At 61.4% G+C, this 19,500-nt stretch carries 11 protein-coding genes and 2 pseudogenes; 9 read left to right on the forward strand and 4 right to left on the reverse strand.

The genetic code is table 11. The features are described 5' to 3' along the window. Window position 1: 1 nt before the first annotated feature. Window positions 2-838 carry an ABC transporter substrate-binding protein gene (locus HU752_RS14130; RefSeq protein ID WP_186687787.1) on the reverse strand — a complete coding sequence of 279 codons (837 nt, stop codon included), beginning with the start codon at window positions 836-838 and terminating at the stop codon, window positions 2-4. A gap of 266 nt (window positions 839-1,104) precedes the next feature. On the opposite strand from HU752_RS14130, the gene HU752_RS14135 reads away from it, so the two are divergent. Beyond that, window positions 1,105-2,301, forward strand: coding sequence for a lysozyme inhibitor LprI family protein (locus HU752_RS14135; protein WP_186687785.1), 1,197 nt, complete (start codon window positions 1,105-1,107; stop codon window positions 2,299-2,301). A gap of 22 nt (window positions 2,302-2,323) precedes the next feature. On the opposite strand, the pseudogene HU752_RS14140 reads toward HU752_RS14135, so the two are convergent. After that, window positions 2,324-2,554, reverse strand: a pseudogene (locus tag HU752_RS14140) (hypothetical protein); the annotation flags it as partial. A gap of 90 nt (window positions 2,555-2,644) precedes the next feature. Here HU752_RS14140 and HU752_RS14145 point away from each other — a divergent pair. From HU752_RS14145 to leuD, 8 genes and pseudogenes are all read left to right on the forward strand, one after another. Continuing rightward, the gene (locus HU752_RS14145; RefSeq protein ID WP_186687772.1) at window positions 2,645-3,355 is read left to right on the forward strand and encodes a GntR family transcriptional regulator; all 711 of its coding nucleotides are present in this window, start codon (window positions 2,645-2,647) and stop codon (window positions 3,353-3,355) included. 220 nt (window positions 3,356-3,575) lie between these two features. Then, window positions 3,576-4,085 (forward strand): annotated as a pseudogene (locus tag HU752_RS14150) (amino acid permease); the annotation flags it as partial. Window positions 4,086-4,258: 173 nt separating this feature from the next. Next, window positions 4,259-12,757: a two-partner secretion domain-containing protein gene (locus HU752_RS14155; protein ID WP_186687769.1), complete on the forward strand. Its 8,499-nt coding sequence runs from the start codon at window positions 4,259-4,261 to the stop codon at window positions 12,755-12,757. A gap of 341 nt (window positions 12,758-13,098) precedes the next feature. Next, a complete protein-coding gene (locus tag HU752_RS14160; RefSeq protein ID WP_186687898.1) occupies window positions 13,099-13,776 on the forward strand; it encodes a CsgG/HfaB family protein in 678 nt (225 codons plus the stop codon). 30 nt (window positions 13,777-13,806) lie between these two features. Continuing rightward, window positions 13,807-14,175 (forward strand): DUF4810 domain-containing protein, encoded by a 369-nt coding sequence (locus tag HU752_RS14165; protein WP_186687766.1) that lies wholly within the window; start codon window positions 13,807-13,809, stop codon window positions 14,173-14,175. Continuing rightward, window positions 14,172-14,834 (forward strand): DUF799 domain-containing protein, encoded by a 663-nt coding sequence (locus HU752_RS14170; RefSeq protein WP_186687763.1) that lies wholly within the window; start codon window positions 14,172-14,174, stop codon window positions 14,832-14,834. The genes HU752_RS14165 and HU752_RS14170 overlap by 4 nt, the downstream gene beginning before the upstream one ends. Before the next feature lie 208 nt (window positions 14,835-15,042). After that, entirely contained in the window at window positions 15,043-16,464 is a 1,422-nt protein-coding gene (gene leuC / locus HU752_RS14175; protein ID WP_186687760.1) for a 3-isopropylmalate dehydratase large subunit, read from the forward strand. Further along, on the forward strand, window positions 16,461-17,075 hold the full coding sequence (leuD, locus tag HU752_RS14180) for a 3-isopropylmalate dehydratase small subunit (protein WP_186687758.1): 615 nt from the start codon (window positions 16,461-16,463) through the stop codon (window positions 17,073-17,075). The genes leuC and leuD overlap by 4 nt, the downstream gene beginning before the upstream one ends. A gap of 52 nt (window positions 17,076-17,127) precedes the next feature. Here the strand turns inward: leuD and HU752_RS14185 are convergent, their stop codons facing one another. Continuing rightward, window positions 17,128-18,354 (reverse strand): DUF2599 domain-containing protein, encoded by a 1,227-nt coding sequence (locus tag HU752_RS14185; RefSeq protein WP_186687756.1) that lies wholly within the window; start codon window positions 18,352-18,354, stop codon window positions 17,128-17,130. Between the two features lie 157 nt (window positions 18,355-18,511). Beyond that, a complete protein-coding gene (locus HU752_RS14190) occupies window positions 18,512-19,426 on the reverse strand; it encodes a LysR substrate-binding domain-containing protein (RefSeq protein WP_186687754.1) in 915 nt (304 codons plus the stop codon). Window positions 19,427-19,500 lie beyond the last annotated feature (74 nt).

Consider the following 19,500-nt stretch of genomic DNA (forward strand, 5'->3'; position numbering starts at 1 on the left):
CTTACTGTGCTGCCGCTTGGGGATTCTGGCCCAGGGCCTGGGCGACTTCACTCGGGCTGGGTTCGCCCAGGTTGTAGTGGGCGAGGAGGGTCTGGTATTCGCCGCTGCTCTTCATGGCGGCCAGCCCCTGGCGCAGTTCGCCGAGCAGCGCATCGTTACCCTTGCGCACGGCCAGGCCGATCACGACCGGGTAGATCAGTTCCCTGGAGCTGATGACCACGCGGCCCTTGAGTTTGTCGGCGGTGATCGTCGCCACCGCGGCGTCCTCGAACTGCACGTCGACGGCCTTGGCCAGCAGTGCCTGGGCCGCCTCCGGCGAGGTGGGGAATTCACGCGAGTCGATCGGTGCCTGGCCAGTGGCCTCGCAGTGGCTCTTGGAAAGTGCCATCAGCTTGGGGATCCACGAGCCGCCCTTGATCGAGCCGATGCGCTTGCCGCAGAGGTCTTCGGGGTGTTGTGGGCGGAAGCTGTCATCGGCGCGCACCATCAGCGAGGCGCCGCTCTTGAGGTAGGGCACGAAGTCGACCTGGGCGGCGCGCTCCGGGGTGACGTACAGCGCCGAGGCGACCACGTCGAAGCGCCGGGCGTTGACGCCCATCACCAGGTTGGCGAAGCGGGTGTCCTGGAACTGGGTGGTCAGCTTGAGGTGCTGGCCGAGCAGGGTCATGAACTCAGGGTCGAAGCCGGCCGGCTTGCCCTGGGCCAGGTAGGTGTAGGGCGGGTAGGTGAGGTCCGAGCCGATGCTCAGGCGATCGGCTTGCAGGGTGCCGTCGGCGGCATGGGCGGCGCCGGCGGCGCTGAGGGTCAGTGCGAGGGTGAAGGCTTTTACTCGGGACATGGGAAACGCTCCACTTATGATTGTTCAACAATCGTTGTGGTTACGTATATCAATAGTCATGCCATGTATTGATAGCAAGACCGTGCAGAGGGGTTTGGCACGATGGGGTGCTACAGAAAAGCGCACGGTCTTTACCGGAAGTAACATCATGGTGCGTCGCGCTCGGTCGTTTCCGATACGGCACGGATGGTTTCCTGATCGATAGACGTGCAATCAGTGCTCTTGGCACAATCGGGCCTTCGGCAGGCACTCATTCAAGGGGCACCATGGATCGTTACGTACACTCCCTCCGTTCGATGCTGTTAATTTCCGGATTGCTGCTGGGGGCCGGTTCGCCCGCCATCGCCGCGTCCTTCGATTGCCAGAAGGCCTCCACGGCAGTGGAAAAGGCCATTTGTGCCAGTCCTGAACTGAGCGGGCTGGACAGTGCCCTCGGGGACTACTACAGCCAGGCGATGGCCAAGCTGGCCCCGGAGCCGCGCGAGGCCCTGCGTAGCGACCAGCGGGCCTGGCTGCAGACCCGCAATGCCTGTGCGGCCGATCCGACCCAACTGGCCGGCTGCCTGCAACCGCTGCTGAGCCAGCGCGTGCTGGAGGTGGGCAAGCAGGTGCGGCTCGACACCGTGGCGCTGGACGCGCTTATTGCCAGCATTCCCTATCACCCGGCCGAAGCGGCCCAAGGTCTGAGGGGTTATCCGAACAATGGCCTGGCCGCTGCCTGGCTGGTCTACCTGTCTCGTTTCGAACCCAACAGTGGGGTGACGCAAAAGGAAGCCGAGGAAAGCCGGCGAGTGGCGATCAAGGCGCTGTCGGACGACAGTTTTTCGCTGTCGGTCTACACCGATACCGAGAAGGACGCTTCGGTCAGTCGTGCCCGGGTGGACCTGACGCTGCTGCGCATGCTGATCGAACGATCGGAATATGAACCCTATGACAGTCAACGTGCCTATGTGCACTGTTTCGTCTTCTCGCGTCAGGGCAAGGATGCCTTCGCCACCTTTGGGCCGTTGTATGGCTCCACCCGCGACAGTGGTGCTCCGATCTGCTCTCCCGAGGGCAATCTGTTCGAGCAGGGACCCTGGCAACAATTGGCTCGTGGCTTCGACAAGGTACTGGAGGCGGCCAGCGAGAACAGCGGGACCATTCGCTTTGCCAGTTACGCTGGCTGGCGCCTGATGCTGTTGGAAGCGACGGTTGCTCCGCGCGACTTTCTCACGGCTGCGGACAAGCAGGCTGCGGATCCCGAACAGGTCATCCGCGACTGGACGGACGACAAGACCTGGCCGCAGAAGCAGCGGCAACAGGTCTTGGCGGCCGTCGAGCCTGCGCGCCGGGCAACCAGCACCTGGCTGCAGCGCGCGCGCGGCCTGTCAGCCGGCGAGGCTCAGCAGGCGGCGCGGGAGATCGTCCGCCAGTGGCTGAATGATCGGCTGGATTTCATCGGCGAAAACAACGAGGGCTGATGCAGCGCGGGCCGCTGAGCGATCAGGGTGTTTTCAGGCTGGGCAGCGCAGCCTTGCCCTTGTCGCTCAGGACCGGCTGCAACTGCTCCCAGGTAAAACTCCGTTCGTTGTCGCAGCCATCCCCGGTCGCGGGCGTGGCGAGCTTCATGCCCTGGGTGTCGAAGGTCAGGTCGAAGTTGGAGTAACGGGTGATGGCCGGGCAGCCTTCGTCCACGCTGGTCTGTCCGGCCAACCAGGTGCTGAACTTGCCAGGGCAGCCGATAGCCGAGCTCTGGCCATGTGCGCTACCCTGACGGTCCCGGACGACGTCAATGAGCCGGGGCCAGACAAGAAAGGGTACCTGATGAGCAGCAAGCAAGCTTCGGATGAGCAAGGCAGTGGCCGCCGCCATGGTGGCCGGTATATCTATGAGGAGTTGCGCAAGCAGATTCTCACGCTGAAACTGAAACCGGGCGCGCCTCTCGACGAGGTGTCCCTGGCTACTCAGTTCGGGCTGTCCCGCTCACCGGTACGTGATGCCCTGGCGCGCTTGATCACCGAGGGACTGGTGACGATCCTGCCGAACCGGACGACCCTCGTCACGCCGTTCGAGATCGAAGAGTTCCCCAACTACATCGCCGCGCTCGACCTGTTGCAGCGTGCGGTCACCCGCCTGGCCGCGCTGCAGCGCACCGAAGAGGACCTGGAGCGCATCCGGGCCGCCGAGGCTGCCTACATGGCCTCGATTTCCTGCGGCGATTTCCAGGTCATGACCGAGCGCAACAAGGAAATGCACATGGAGATCGCGCGGGCCGGGAAAAACCCGTACCTGACGAGTCACTATGAGCGCCTGCTCGGCGAAGGGCAGCGCTTGTCGCACCTGCATTTCGATTTCCTCCTCAGTCCTGCCGGTTCGTCCGGCATGGGCCGTGACCATGGCGAGATCGTCGAGGCGATCGCGGCGCGTGATGCCGACGCTGCGGAGCAGGCTGCGCATGAGCATACGATGCTGTTCCAGCGTCGATTCCTGGATTTCATGCAGCAGAACCTGACGTCGAACATGAGGGTCGGCTAGGGAGGCTTGAGTGGCATCAAGTTAAAACCTCAATAAAAGCTGATGCCAGCAGCACGAGATATGAATTTTCTCTGATGTAAGGCCGTCATACCCTGCGCAGGAACCCGTCCGGCTCCCAGCCGGCCCACCTCGATAACAAATCCAACCGAGGATCCTGCCATGCCATTGCCTGTTCCTTTCACTCGGCATCTAGTCGTGCCCGCGCAGAGCGGGGTTCGACATGAGTGATCTTTCATCTTCCGTCGCCCAGCAGGATGAAAGCCTGCTAGCCAGTCATGGCTATCACCAGGAGCTGGACCGGGGACTTAGCCTGTGGTCTTCCTTTTCCGTGGGGTTTGCCACGATTTCCCCGGTTGTCGGGATCTACTCGGTGATGTCCCTCGGGGCCGTCAACATCGGCCCCGCATGGTTGTGGATCGTGCCGCTGAGCCTACTGCTGCAGATGAGCGTGGCTACGGTGTACGCCGAGTTGTCTTCGCAGTTCCCGCTGGCTGGCGGCTGCTACCAATGGGTACGGCGGCTGAGCGGTGATCGCTTGGCCTGGTTCACCGGTTTTCTCTATCTGTCGGCGGCCCTGGCTTCTCTGACCACGGTGGCTTACCTGGGCGGGTTCTGGCTCGGGTTGCTGGTGCTGAGCGAACCGCCATCGCCGAATACTCAGGTTGCCTGTGGGGCGCTGCTGCTGGCACTGGGGCTCGGGGTGAATCTATTGGGAATCAATCCGCTGAAGTAATTCGTCAACGCGGGGATTTTCGCTGAAGCCATTATCGGGATTGAATAGTTTTGTAACTATTTGTTGACGCCATTGTTTTGTCTTGGATAGCATTTTGATATCAGCGTCTGCGGCCAGCGGCTGATTTCTCGCCTTTCAATTGCACCGATTCATCGGATCCGAGACCTGACATGGACGTTCGCCAGTTCACTTTTCCCGTGGGCCAGTCTTCTGCAGCCCTAAAAGACCGCGATCATTTCCTTGGGTTTCCCAAACGCGGCCTTGCGTTATTGATGGCGAACGTCATGTTCTGGCAGCCGCTATGGGCGCAGGCGGATGGCATCGTGGTCAGCGCACCGGGGACGACGCTCGGCCAGGCGGGCAACGGCGTGCCCATCGTCAACATCGCCGCCCCCAATGGCAGCGGTCTGTCGCACAACCAATTCCAGGACTACAACGTCGGCAGCCAGGGCGTCATCCTCAATAACGCCACGAACCGTACCCAGTCGACGCAATTGGGCGGGATCATTCTTGGCAACAGCAACCTCAACGGCCGTGCTGCGTCCACCATTCTCAACGAGGTCAACGGCGGCAGTCCGAGCCAGTTGCGCGGCTATACCGAGGTGGCGGGGCAGTCGGCCCACGTCATTGTTGCCAACCCCTATGGCATCACCTGTAACGGCTGCGGCTTCATCAACACCCCGCAGGCGACGCTGACCACCGGCAAACCAGTCGTGGAAAACGGCCAGGTGAGTCGCTACCAGGTCGACCAGGGCAGCGTGTCCATCGAAGGCGCGCTGCTGAACGCCAACAACATCGACCGCTTCGAGATCATCACCCGCTCGGCCAAGCTCAATGCCGAGATCCAGGCCAGGAACCTGGCGATCATCACCGGCGCCAACGACGTCGATGCCAAGACTCTCAAGGCCACAGCCCGTGCCGCCGATCCTGCCAGTGCACCGCAACTGGCGATCGACTCCTCGGCGCTGGGCGGCATGTACGCCGGAGCGATCAAGCTGGTGGGTACCGAGGCCGGTGTCGGGGTAAAACTCGACGGCAAGATGGTTGCCAGCGGTGGCGACATTCAGCTCGACGCCAATGGCCATCTGAGCATGGTCGACGCGGCGGCGACGGGCGCGGTCAACGTCAAGGCGCAGAGCCTCGAAGCCAAGGGTCCGGTCTATGCCGGCACCACCCTGGACGTGAACACCCAGGGCGACCTGACCAGCCAGAACAACCTCGTCGCCAAGGACCGCATCACCCTCAACAGCGGCGGCCAACTGACCAACAACGGCATCATCGAAGCCGGAGTCAATGCTGATAACAGCCGCAACACCGCAGGCGACGTCAGCGTCACGGCGCAGAATTTCAACAACACCGGCAAGAGCGTTATCGCCAGCCGCGACCTGACCGTCACCACCGCCCAGACCCTGACCAACCAGGGCGGCACCCTGAGCGGCAAGCGCCAGACCACCGTCACCGCCGGCACCCTCGACAACCAGAACCAGGGCCGAGTCCTCAGCGCCGACAGCCTGAACCTGACCGCCGATACCGTACTGAACGGGCAGGGCGGCCTGATCAACAGCGTCGGTCAATTGACTGCCACCCTCGGTCATTTGAATAACAATGCAGGCGAAGTGTCCACCAAGGCCAGCAGTACGCTGATCCTGGGTACGATGGACAACCTCACTGGCCTGGTGATGGCCGAGAGCACCCTCGGCCTCACCGCCGCCGGCGCGATCAACAACCAGAGCGGCGTGATCTCCGGTTGGCAGGGCCTGACCGTCAACGGCACCAGTCTGGACAACCGCAACAGCGGCACTGTCTCCAGTCGCAGCGGTGATGTCGCCGCCACCCTCAGTGGTGCGCTGCTCAACAGCCACGCCGGCGCGGTGGTCAGCCAGAAGGCCCTGACCGTCACCGCCGACAGCCTCGACAACAGTGACCAGGGCGTCCTCTCCAGCGGCGCTGCCCAGAAGCTGACGGTCACCGGCCTGCTCGACAACACCCTGGGCGGTTCCATCACCAGCTCGGCCACCCTGACCCTGCAGGCGATGGCCCTGAACAACGCCGGCACCCTCAGCGCCGATGACGCGCTGAGCTTCACCGGTACCGACCTGGACAACAGTCACGGCACCTTCACCGGCAATGCCGGTGTCACCCTCGACCTGCTCGGGACCCTGACCAATAACTACGGCAAGCTGTCCAGCGCAGGCCCGCTGCTGCTCCAGCGCAGCACGCAGATCAACAACCAGAACGGCGGGATCAACAGCCAGGACCTGCTGACTCTGCTCACCGGCAGCCTGGACAACAGCCAGAATGGCACCATCGGGGCTAGCGATACCTTGCTGGTCACGGCCAGCGGTAAAGTCGACAACAGCACCGGCGGCCTGATCGCCAGCCGCAATGCCGACCTGCAACTCAATGCTGACAGCCTGGGCAACAGCAAGGGCTCCCTGCAAGGCAAGGGGGCGGTCACTCTCAATGTCACCGGCGACATCGACAACCAGAGCGGCAAGGTCATCGCCCAGGACGGTGACCTGAGCGTCACTGCGGCCAACCTCGACAGTCGCGGCGGCCTGCTGTCCAGCGTCAAGGGCGCCTTCGAAAGCCACATCGTCGGTGTACTGAAGAACGGTTACGACCTGAGCAACAACAACCAGGGCGGCACCATCCAGGCCCAGCGCCTGGCGCTCAATGCCTTTGGCGGTATCGACAACAATGGCGGCCGCATCGCCGCTCAGTCGGGTGATGCGGTACTCGATGCCCGTAGCGGCAATATCGACAACCGCAACGGCGGCCTCTACGCCTCCAATCTGGTGCAGGTCAGCGGCAATGATCTGGATAACAGTGGTGATACCGGCGGCCAGGTGACCGGCCAACGGATCGGCCTGAGCCTGAGCGGTGAGCTGAATAACAGCAAGGGGATCGTCGAGAGTGGGACTACGCTGGCCGTTGGTGCCGCCAGCGTGGTCAACCAGGGTGGGCAACTGCGGGCGCTGGGTACTGTCGACAAGACCTCCTTCAAGATCGGTGGCCTGTTCGACAACCGTGGCGGTACTGTGGAAACCGCCAACAACGACCTCGATTTTGACGTGGCGAGCTTCCAGAACCAGGGGGGCAGCCTGTTGCATGCGAACACTGGTGTCTTCGGCATTTCCATGGCCAATCTCAATGATGTTGGCGGCCGGCTGGTCACCCAAGGTGACCTGACGCTGGCGACCGATACCTGGACCAACAGCAGCTCGCTGCAGGCCAATCACCTGATCGTCAATGTCAATCACTTGACCCAGACCGCTACCGGCCAGCTCTTGTCCAGTAGCGGTTTCCAGGGCAGTGGCAATGACTGGCGCAACGATGGCCTGATCGGCACCGACGGCGCTGTCCGTCTCGATCTGCACGGTGGTTACGCTGGCTCGGGACGTCTGAGTGGAGTCCAAACCCTGGGGCTGCACGCGATACAGGTCGATCTGGGCGATACCGGCAGTATCGCCGCCGGCGCAGATGCCACCGTCAATATCGATGGGCTGTTCAACAGTTCCGGTCGGCTGACCTCTGGTGGAAACCTGAAGCTCACCGCTTCAGGCGTGAACAACCTGGGGACCCTGGGTAGTGGCAAGGGGCTGGTGATCACGACGGGCAACCTGCTCAACGATCATGGCCTGATCTCCAGTGGCGAAGACATGCAACTGCTGGTCAGCAGTTTCACCAACCGCTATGCGCAGGTCTACAGCCTGGGCACAGCGTTGATCGCCAGGGATTCCAATGGCACCCGGGCCGACCTGCTGGACAACCGTTCGGGCGACATCGAGAGCATGGGCAAACTGACGGTCGCGGCGACAACGGTCAACAACGTGATGGATGTACTGGAGTACACCGAGCATGAAAAGAGTGCTACGGGCATTACCCGCTTGTCGTGCACCCTGATCCCGACGGCAGGCTGCGATGATCGCGGTGGTGGTCGTATCAATGGTCTGTGGGAGTTGACCGAGACCGACCGCTTGAATGTCACCCAAAGCAGCGCAGCGGCGAGCCTGACCAGTGGCGCCGACCTGTCGATCGATACCCAGGTTCTGAACAATACCAGCAGCATCATTGCCGCCACCGGCAACGTGCAGGTTGACGCGAACACGATCAACAACAAGGGGCTGCAACCCCAGGAAATCAAGACTACGCGCCGCTACTGGAGCTTCGTCAACGAAACCGGTGCTGCCGCTGCCGCGGCAGCCAACTTCAACGCGAGGAACAACCCGACACCTTCGGCTTCCTATGCTTCGGACCTGAGCGCATTCTTCCACTGGGCCACGGTGGACATGGGCGGGACCACGGTCACCAACAACATCAGTGACAAGTCCTACGACGCGATTATCCAGGCTGGTGGCAGTGTTTCGCTCAATGCCAACGAAAAGATCAACAACAGTGTGATCCGACCGTTCTACGAGTACGTCGCAGCCGGTCGCACGGCAACGGATACCGGCTCGGGCAGTGCCTACTCGACACCGATCTACATCAATGCCCAGTTGCCGCCAGACCTGGCGCAGCATCAGATCAACCCGGTCGCGTTGCCTGGCTTTACCCTTCCAGCCGGGCAGAATGGGCTGTTCCGCCTGAGCGGGCAGGGCACCAGTTCGAACGGTTCGGCCTCCGGTCTGGTGCACGTTCCAGGTCTGCCGGACACTTCGGGCAAATCCAACCCGCAGAAGTACCTGATTGAAACCAATCCGGCGCTCACCGATCTCAAGCAGTTCATGAGCTCGGATTACCTGCTGTCAAATCTTGGATACGACCCTGACGCCAGCGCCAAGCGCCTGGGCGATGGGTTCTACGAACAGAAACTGATCCAGCAGGCGGTGACTGCGCGTACCGGCCAGCGCTACATCGATGGCCAGACTTCCGATGATGCGATGTTCAAGTACCTGATGAACAACGCTGTCGCCAGCAAGCAGGAATTGAACCTGCAATTGGGCGTGAGCCTGACTTCGGAGCAGGTTGCGGCCCTGACCCATGACATCGTGTGGATGGAGAACCAGACGATCAATGGCGAGCAAGTGCTGGTCCCGGTGTTGTACCTGGCCAGTGCCAACAACCGCCTGGCCGACAACGGTGCGCTGATTCAGGGTAGCGACGTGACCCTGGTTGCCGGCCAGGACCTGAGCAATGCCGGCACCCTGCGCGCCAGCAGCAACCTCAAGGCCACGGCCAGCAACGACCTGGTGAACAGCGGCCTGCTCGAAGCAGGCAATCGCCTCGACGCCCTGGCGACCAATAATCTCAGCAACAAGGCCGGCGGGATCATTGCCGGTCGCGATGTGAGTGTCACCGCCGTCAAGGGCGACGTGCTCAATGAGCGAACGGTGACCACTCACCAGAGCTATGACGGCCTGATCAGCAATCGCAAGGACTTCGCCGACAGCGCCGCGCGGATTGAAGCGAGCAATGACCTGGGCGTCAATGCCGGGCGGGATCTGCTCAACCAGGGCAGTGTGCTGCAGAGTGGGCGTGACACCAGCGTCACTGCAGGGCGAGACGTCAAGATCACTTCGGCCGAACAGACCAGCAATGTTCGCTATGACAACTACACCAGCGGCCAGGTGACTCAACTGAGTTCAAGCCTGACCTCCGGGCGTGATGTGTCCGTGGTCGCGGGGCGCGATCTGTCGGTAGTCGCCAGCCAGATCGACGCCAAGCGCGATGCGACGATGTCGGCAACGGGTGATCTGACATTGGAGTCCGCAGCGAACGCCAGTACCTACAGTGGTTGGAACAAGAAGTACCGAGGGGACGAGAACCACAGCCAGCAGGTTTCCACCCAGGTTACAGCGGGCGGTAATGTGACACTCAATGCCGGCAAGGATTTGGGCCTGGTGTCCAGCCAGGTGAGCGCACAGAAAGAGGCCTACCTGTCTGCTGGCGCGAATCTGACGTTGCAGACGGCGACCAACGAGGACTACAGCTTCTACAGCAAGACCTCGAAAAGCTCGTCGGGCAAGAAGAGTCAGTTGGATGAGGAGTCGCGCAGTACCAACGTCGCCAGTGCCGTGAGTGGTGCCAGCAAGGCCACGCTGGTGGCGGGTAATGATCTGCTGGTCAAGGGTAGCAAGGTCGTTTCCGGCGAAGGAGCTGTCAAGCTGACAGCAGGCAACGATGTACAGATTGTTGCAGCCACCGATGCAAGTAGCAGCCAGCATGATCGCAGCCAGAGCAAGAGCAGTTGGCTTGGTCTCAAGGCAAGCAAGGTTTCGGACCATATGGCGGCGGCGCAGACCAAGGCATCCGGCAGTCTGATTTCGGGTGACACTGTGGACGTGGTTGCCAAGCGCGATGCCACGGTGACGGGGTCGGCACTGGCCAGCATGCAGGACCTGACGGTTCAAGCGGGTCGTGACCTGACGATCAATGCGGCGCAAAACACGTTCACCAGTGAGCAGGCGCATAAGGAAAAGAACCGTGACCTGACCGGCATTCTGACGGCCAACAAGTTGGGGATCGATGACATCACGGGTAAGCAGAAACTGTTCATCAACAGTGGTAGCCATGATGGTCAAACGTCCGGTACCACGTTGACGGGCAGCACCGTTGGCTCTGCCCTGGGGAATGTGAGCCTCACCGCGGGTCGTGAGCTGAACGTCGTAGCCAGTAATCTGGTCAGTAGCAAGGACATGAGCCTGACCGGTTCCAATGTGAACATTGTCGCTGGGATGGAGAACTCCAATGAGGAGATGACTGACAAGACTTCCAGTCTTGGGGTGAAGCGGGTCATGGGTGGAGTGGTTGTGAACGCGGTGACGGCGCTCTACAACTTGCCCGAGACGATCAAGTCGATCGAGTCCATCGACGACCCGCGCTTGCGAGCGGTCAAGCAGGCGCAGCTTGCCTTGTCGCTGACCGACTCAGGGACCACCCTTTGGAAGACAGAGCAGGAGTTGCAGAATAAATTTTCACAGCTTGTCGGTGCGAAATCCCTTTCAACCGATACATCAGCCGGTTTTGGTGATGCGATCAACGCCTATAAAAATAAGACAGCTGGCGGTGACACGACGTTGATCAAGATCGGTTCGGAACTGGCCAGTAGCAGCAGTCGCAAGACCTCCGAGAAAGAGACCCAGACAGCGAAGGCCAGTTCGATCATGGCGGGACAGAACCTGGCAGTCGTTTCGACTGGCGCCATGACCGGTTCGGCGGGTGATATTCATGTGGTGGGCAGCTCGTTGAAGGCGAACTCGACGGTATTGGAGGCGAAAAACAACATTACGTTGGAGAGCGCTCAGAATACGGTTCGTCAGTCCAGCGACTCCCATACCAATGAGACCTCCATAGGCGTCAGTTTCAACCTGGGGGCACAGAACGGCTTCACGCTTGATCTGGGAGCCAAGCTGGGCTTGGTGGACGGCAAGGGCAAGTCAGTGACCCAAGTCAACAGTACGCTGGAGACGGGTGACCTCCTGCTGCATAGCGGCAAGGATACGACCCTGGCTGGAGCTCAGGTCAAGGCTCAGACGATTGACGCGACAATCGACGGCAATCTCAATATTGCCTCAAGGCAAGATACCGATAAGTTTGAGAGCAAGAATACCAATATCGGTTTTGGTGCCAGCCTGTGTATTCCTCCGTTCTGTTATGGCGCAACGGCCGGTGCCAGTGGTAGTGCAAGTCTTGAACTCTCAAATGGCGGTTTGGATCGAGATTATCGTGCGGTCAAGGACCAGAGTGGACTGTTTGCCGGCAAAGGTGGATACAACATCAATGTTGGTAATAACACGACGCTGGAAGGCGCGGTCATTGCCAGTGATGCCAGTGTGGACAAGAACCTTATCGTCACGGATCGTCTGATTGTCAGCGATATCAAGAACAAGAGTGAAATCGACAGCCATAGCACCTCTGTTGCTCTGTCCGGTTCTTATGGCAGCGTGAAAGGCTTTGACGGCGGGATCAGTACTGGAATGCCCTTGGCACTGGGAGAGTCGAACAGTAGCAAGACTCGTAGTGCCGTAAGTGAAGGTACCATCATCGTCCGGGATGCCGCCGGCGCTTATGATCTGGTGGGGCTCAATCGCGATACCGCGCATGCGAATGAACCTTTGGATAAGCCGGACGAGAAGGCGCTGCAGGAGCGGATCGAGCTTCTGAAGAGCTCAATCGGCCTGACTAAGGACATAGTGGGTAAGGTGGCTGAGCAGGCGGAAAAGCAGGCCAAGAACTTGCTGGATGATGCCAAGAATACAAAGGGCAAAGAGGACATAGCGGCTGCTGAACTCAATTACAAGCAGGTGACCGAGAGCTGGGCTGCGGGTGGAAATAATCGTGTCGCTGCTGATATTGCCGCGGGTCTGATTGGCGCAACATTAGGGGGCGCAGGTGGGCTGACCTCGCTGGGAATTGTCGCCAATACCACAAAGGACGATACCAAGAAACTGATCGGCGACTATGCCGATACCCAGCGTGATCTGGCCAAGGACCCGGCTTCCAAGGCAGCCTGGGACGAACATGGCTCCGCCCGACTGGTATTGGAAATGCTGGCTGGTGCAACTCAGGGGATGTCCGGGACTGCGGTAGATGTGGTAACCGGGGCTGGTGGTCCGGCTGGCAAAGCGCAGTGGTCCGTGCTCAAGGAAAAGATTTCCAAACTTGAATTGAGCGACCAGTTGAAGAACATCCTACTGTCGACTACGGCTGCACTTACCGAAATGTAAGAGGTTGAGCAATACCTGATCCCGAGGGCTTGAAACAAGGTCATCGGGATCTCATGCATGTATCAGTTTCTTGACGCTCAAAAGTCGTCGAATTATGATGGTTGCCATTAAATTGATATTAACTGTATCGAGGGATCGTACATACAGGTTTATCCTCGGGATGAGGTTCCTCGCGGCCATGCCGCTCTGCGTTACCCCCCCCTATGAAACGCCTCCTTCAGTGGCTCGAGCGAAAATGACGGCTCGGGCCTGATGCCTTGTACTTGAAGAACACCTCGACCCATTCGTTTCCAGATTTCCCCCCCAGTCCGTTTTTTAAAGGAGAGTACTGCGTGAAGAAAATGCCGCAGGTGATGATGTCAGGGATGGCGGCAATCGTGCTGGCCACCCTTGCCGGTTGTGCGGCCCAGGAGACCTCCCGGGCGTTGCCGGTGCAGCAGGTCGAAAGCGTCAGTCGGCCCTATGTCGGCGCGCGTACACCGATTGCCGTCGGCAAGTTCGACAACCGTTCCAGCTACATGCGCGGGATCTTTTCCGATGGCGTCGACCGTTTGGGCGGCCAGGCCAAGACCATCCTGATCACCCACCTGCAGCAGACCAACCGCTTCAGCGTGCTGGACCGCGACAACATGGCCGAGATCCAGCAGGAGGCGACCATCAAGTCCCAGGCCCAGAAGCTCAAGGGCGCGGACTATGTCGTCACCGGCGATGTCACCGAGTTCGGGCGCAAGGAAACCGGCGACCAGCAGCTGTTCGGTATCCTCGGTCGTGGCAAGACCCAGGTGGCCTATGCCAAGGTCGCGTTGAACATCGTCAATATCGTGACCTCCGAGGTGGTCTATTCCACCCAGGGTGCGGGTGAGTACGCCTTGTCCAACCGTGAGATCGTCGGTTTTGGTGGTACCGCCAGCTACGACTCGACCCTCAACGGCAAGGTCCTCGACTTGGCCATGCGCGAAGCCGTGAACAAGATGGTCGATGCCATCGACAGCGGTGCGTGGAAACCGGGTCAGCACTAACGTATTCGATAACAGGGAGTTTCAGTGGTGATGGGTAACGTGTTCAGTTCGCTGCGTTTCGGCGCGCTAGTGCTCGGTGGTACGGTGTTGGTGGGGTGTGCCCAACAACCCAAGACGCTTTATCAGTGGGAAGGCTACGAGCCGCAGGTCTACGAGTATTTCAAGGGCGAATCCAAGGAAGCGCAGGTCGCTGCGCTGGAAGCCGACCTGCAAAAGATCAAGGCGACCAATCGTGCGGCACCGCCGGGCTATCACGCTCACCTGGGCCTGCTGTATGGCAGCCTGGGCAAGGACGACCAGATGGTGCAGCAGTTCCAGACCGAAAAGGCGCTGTTTCCCGAGTCGGGCACCTATATGGATTTCCTGTTGAGTAACGCACAGAAAGGAAGCAAGCCATGAACCTGCGCTTTTGGGGGATCGTGACCGGGCTGATCGTGCTGAGCCTGCTGGGCGGCTGTGCCCACCAGGTCAAGAGCCTCGACTATTCGGCCTACAAGCAGGCGCGTCCGCGAACCATCCTGGTGTTGCCGCCGCTGAACCAGTCGCCGGACATCAAGGGTTCCTACAGCCTGCTGTCCCAGGTGACCTTCCCGCTGGCCGAGGCAGGCTACTATGTGATGCCGGTGGCCCTGGTGGACGAGACGTTCAAGCAGAACGGCCTGACCACCGCCGATGACATTCACAACACCTCGCCAGCCAAGCTGCATGACATCTTCGGTGCGGACGCGGCGATGTACATCACCGTGACCGACTATGGCACCAAGTACATGGTATTGAGCAGCAACACCATCGTTACCGCGAACGCCAAGCTGGTCGACCTCAAGTCCGGTACCACCCTGTGGACCGGCAGCGCGACCGCATCGAGCGAAGAGGGCAACAACAATAACCAGGGCGGCCTGGTCGGCATGCTGATTACGGCGGCGGTCAAGCAGATCATCAACAGCTCCACCGATGCCGGGCATCCGATTGCCGGCCTGACCAGTCGACGCCTGCTGTCCGTAGGCCGCAATACCGGGCTGCTGTACGGGCCACGGTCACCGAAGTACGGCACCGACTGATGTCCGCAAGGGGCAGGTCGCTGCCCCACCTCGCGGCCTTGCGCGGCGCTTGTGCAACACAGGCGCCGATCGAACACGATCCATGTTCCTCGCCATCACCCTCGCGCCATTGATGCCCCACCCAGGCTCCCTATGATGGACATGAAGCCTGTCGGCCCCTGACCGTGATCCGACGGCCTCGCGTACCTTCATTCCTGCGAGCGCCACCATGACTCCAACAAGAACCCTCTACGACAAGCACATCGATTCCCATACGGTGTGCCGCCTCGATGACCAGGGCCATGTCCTGCTGTACGTCGACCGCCAGGTCATCAATGAATACACCAGCCCACAGGCCTTCAGTGGCCTGCGTGAAGCCGGGCGCAAGGTGTGGCGGCCGGAGACGGCATTGGCCGTGGTCGATCATGTGAACCCCACCGCACCCCGGCGCATCGCCGCCATGCCGGATGCCGGTGGCGCCCGGCAGGTGTCCTACCTGGGCGAGAACTGCGCCGATTTCGGCATCGAGCTGTTCGATGTGCTCGACAAGCGCCAGGGCATCGAGCACGTGGTCGCCCCGGAGCAGGGCTTCATCCTGCCGGGCATGGTGGTCGCCGCCGGTGATAGTCACACCACCACCTATGGCGCCCTGGGCGCCTTCGGCTTCGGCATCGGCACCTCCGAGATCGAGCATCTGCTGGCCTCCCAGACACTGGTCTACAAGCGCCTGAAGACCCTGCGCGTGACCGTCGATGGCGAGTTGCCTAAAGGCTTGACCTCCAAGGACGTGATCATGGCGCTGATCGGTGAGATCGGCGCCTCCGGTGCGACTGGCTATGCCATCGAGTTCTGCGGTTCGACCATCGATGCGTTGAGCGTCGAGGCGCGCATGACCATCTGCAACATGGCCGTGGAGGCCGGTGCCCGCGGAGCCTTCATGGCCCCGGACGAGAAGGTTTTCGCCTACCTGAAGGACAAGCCGCGAGCCCCTCGGGGCGAGTTGTGGGACCAGGCCGTTGCCCGCTGGCGCGAGCTCAAGAGCGATGCCGGCGCGCGGTTCGACCGCGAAGTACACCTCGACGCCACGACCTTGGAACCGATGGTCACCTGGGGCACCAGCCCGGACCAGGCGGCGCCCATCGGCGCGCGGGTACCGGACCCGGACAGCCTCGATGATCCGATCCTGCGCCAGGACATGCGCCGGGCCCTGAGCTACATGGGCCTGGAAGCCGGCATGCCGTTGAACGAGATCACCATCAGTCATGCGTTCATCGGCTCTTGTACCAATGCCCGCATCGAGGACTTGCGTGACGCGGCCCGAGTGGTGCAGGGGCGGCAGGTTGCCAGGCATGTACGGGCGATGATCGTGCCCGGATCGACCCAGGTTCGCGACCAGGCCGAAGCCGAAGGGCTGGCTGCCGTGTTCATCGCGGCCGGGTTCGAATGGCGCCAGTCCGGCTGCTCGATGTGCCTGGCGATGAACGACGATGTGCTGGCGGCGGGCGACCGTTGTGCTTCCAGCACCAACCGCAACTTCGAAGGTCGCCAGGGCGCCGGTGCCCGGACGCACCTGATGAGCCCGGCGATGGTGGCGGCCGCGGCGATTGCCGGGCGCCTGACCGATATCCGTTCCCTGGAGCAACGCCCATGAGCCTGCAACCGTTTTCCCAGGTCACCGGCAAGGCCGCGCCGATGCTGGCTGCCAATATCGACACCGACGTGATCATGCCCAAGCAGTTTCTCAAGGGCATCGACCGCAACGGCCTGGACCGTGGCTTGTTCTTCGACCTGCGTTTGCTGCCTTCGGGCGAGCCCAATCCCGAGTTCGTGCTGAATCAACCGGCCTGGCAGGGGGCGAGCTTCATGGTGGTCGGGCCGAACTTCGGTTGCGGCTCCAGTCGTGAACATGCGGTGTGGGGCCTGAAGCAGGTGGGCATCCGGGCGCTGATCGGCAGCAGCTTTGCCGGGATTTTCTACGACAACTGCCAGCGCAACGGCGTGTTGCTGATTACCCTCGACGAGGCGACGGCGCAGCATCTGGGGCGGGTGGTCAGCCAGCCGCAGAGCGCCGAGATCTCGATTGACCTGCCGGCCCAGCAGATCCGCCTGCAGGACGGCAGCGTGATCGATTTCCAGATCGATGAACTGCGCAAGTCCGCCTTGTTGCTCGGGCTCGATGCCATCGGCAGCACCTTGCAGCGCCGCGAGCAGATCGAGGCGTTCGAGCGCTCGCACCTGCAGGCCAATCCCTGGCTGAAGTGAGGCTTGGGGTGACCGCCCCCAGGTTCAGGAGGCGATCACCCATCCAGGCGACTCAGGTGTTGTTGCAGGACTTGGCGATAGAGTCTTCGTTGGAGGTGTAGGGCCGCGAGGGCTCCAGGTTCCACTGCGGCTTGTTGCGGGCGATGTTGAAGTGACAGACCAGTTGCCGGCGCATGCTGCCGACCGTGCTGTCACGGTTGTCCGGGTTGTTCTTCCAGTTCGGGTTCAGGTACTGCGCCGCGGCCAGTTCATTGAAGAAGTTGTTGGTCTGGTTGTCCCGGATGTTCCGGCCGCAGTCGGTCGGCGTCACCTCAAGCGTCATGATCTTCTTGCCGAAGCCCGGATCGTCGCGCTCCACCCACACCGCACTCTGTACATAACGCTCGCAGCTGTTGCGCTCGCTGGTGGGGTAGATCACCTGTTTCTTACTGTCGTAGAGGAAGGTGGCATCCTGCTGCGGCGTTTGCGGCAGCTTCATGTTGATCAGCGGCAGGTAGCGCTGGGTCGCCCGGTACCACTGGATCTGGTTCAGGCGGGCGCCTTCCAGTCCGCTGTCCTCGGTGTAGAACAGCGCGAGAATCGAAGGCGAAAGCGGTGGCTTTTCCTCCCATTTGGCCAGGCGCAGCTCGTTCTGGGTGCCGAAGGACTCGGTGGCGATCTGTGCCATCGCACGAATGCTCTGGTAGAAGGCCGGGCCGGCGGCGCTGTTGCGTTCATCGCGGACGTCGAAGGCACATTGACGCGAATGATCGCCGCCGTTCTGGCGGTAGTTGGCTCCCCATTGCTCGGCGGTGGTCACACCGATTTCGTGGCAGTACTTCTCCACGTTGGCGGGCGTGCGTCGTGAGTCGGTGCAGCCGGCCTGCTGGCGATCGTCGGTGGCGGCATCGATGGCGAACGAGCACAGCACCGCGTAGTCCTGGTGATCCCGGGGGTTGCCGAAGATGGTGTCGAAGATGAAGCCGCTGGTGAGGCCGTAGGCCAGCTTGCGGTACTTCGCATCCTTGCGCAGGTACGAGGCGGAGACGCCGCCGCTGGCCTGGCTCTTGGGGCTGATGCTGTAGAACTGGTAGTCGGTGGAGGGCCAGGTGGCACGAAACAGGACCCCGGAACAGAGGAACGCCGGCTTGGAGGGGCCGCCACAATCCTGTCGGGTATCGTTGTAGAGCTGGTAGAGGCGGGCGACGGTTTCGCTGCCTTGGTCTGCCTGGGCGGCGGCACAAAACGACAGGCCGAAGGCAGCCGCCAGGCCGGCGATGGACGCTCTGGTGCTTTTCATCATGCAACTTCCTTGTGGTGTGGAACTGTGGCCGATCACGGCCTGCCATCACTGGCAATGGCATGAGAGTAGAGGGCACCTGAAAGGGCTGAAGATTTTTTTCGGCAGCTGCGTGGCATTTCGGGGACAGCGCCAGGGCGATGGCTGGCGCCGGTTGTCAGAGCGACAATTGCCGGAAGTGTTCCTGCAGGAACTCCACGCACGCCCGCAGTTTTCCGGAGTAGGCCAGCCGTGTCGGATACACCGCCCAGACATTCGCGCTCTGGGTGTGCTCGTGCAGCACCTGTACCAGTCGACCCTGCTCCAGCAGTGGTTTGACGTCCCACAGCGAGCGCAGCAGGATGCCGCGGCCGTCCAGTGCCCACTGCAGCACGATTTCACCGCTGTTGGAGGACAGCGGCCCGCGTACGCGCACGCTGTCCTGGCGACCGTCGCATTCCAGGTTCCAGATGCCGAAGGCGTTGTCGCGCTCCTTGAGCACCAGACAATCATGGTGCTCCAGGTCGCTCAACTGTTGCGGGATGCCTCGCCGTTCCAGGTAGGCGGGAGCGGCGCACAGGACCCGACGGTTGCTGACCAGGCGCCGACCGATGTGTTGCCCGGGGATATCATCGCCGACCCGGATTTCCAGGTCGAAACCCTCGCTGACGATGTCGACCACGCGATCGAACAGGTCCAGGCGGATCTCCAGTGCCGGATAACGCTCGGCCAGCAGCGACAGGGCCGGTGCCACATGGTTGCGACCGAAGCCGAAGCTGCTGCACAGGTGCAGGCGGCCGCTGGGGCTGTCATGGGCTTCGGACAGCTCGTCGCTGAGCTGCTGGAAGTCCTCGAGGATGCGCACGGCCCAGCGTTGCACCCGCTCGCCGTCCTCGGTCAGGGCGATACGGCGACTGGTACGGTGCAGCAGGCGAGTGGCGAGGGTGGTTTCGAGAATCTGGATGCGCTTGCTGACGTAGGCGGGCGACAGCCCCAGCTCATCGGCTGCGGCCGCGAAGCCGGTCTTGCGGATGACGGTCAGGAACACGCGCAGGTCTTCGGGCAGGGGCACGGTGTCTTTCTTTGGGTTCATGGGCAAGGCAACGAACACTGGCGGCAGAAGCCGCCAGAATAGCATCGTTGGTCGTGGTGCCGGGGAGCAGGACC

Source organism: Pseudomonas vanderleydeniana (genome assembly GCF_014268755.2).
In the GTDB taxonomy this organism is placed as follows: domain Bacteria; phylum Pseudomonadota; class Gammaproteobacteria; order Pseudomonadales; family Pseudomonadaceae; genus Aquipseudomonas; species Aquipseudomonas vanderleydeniana.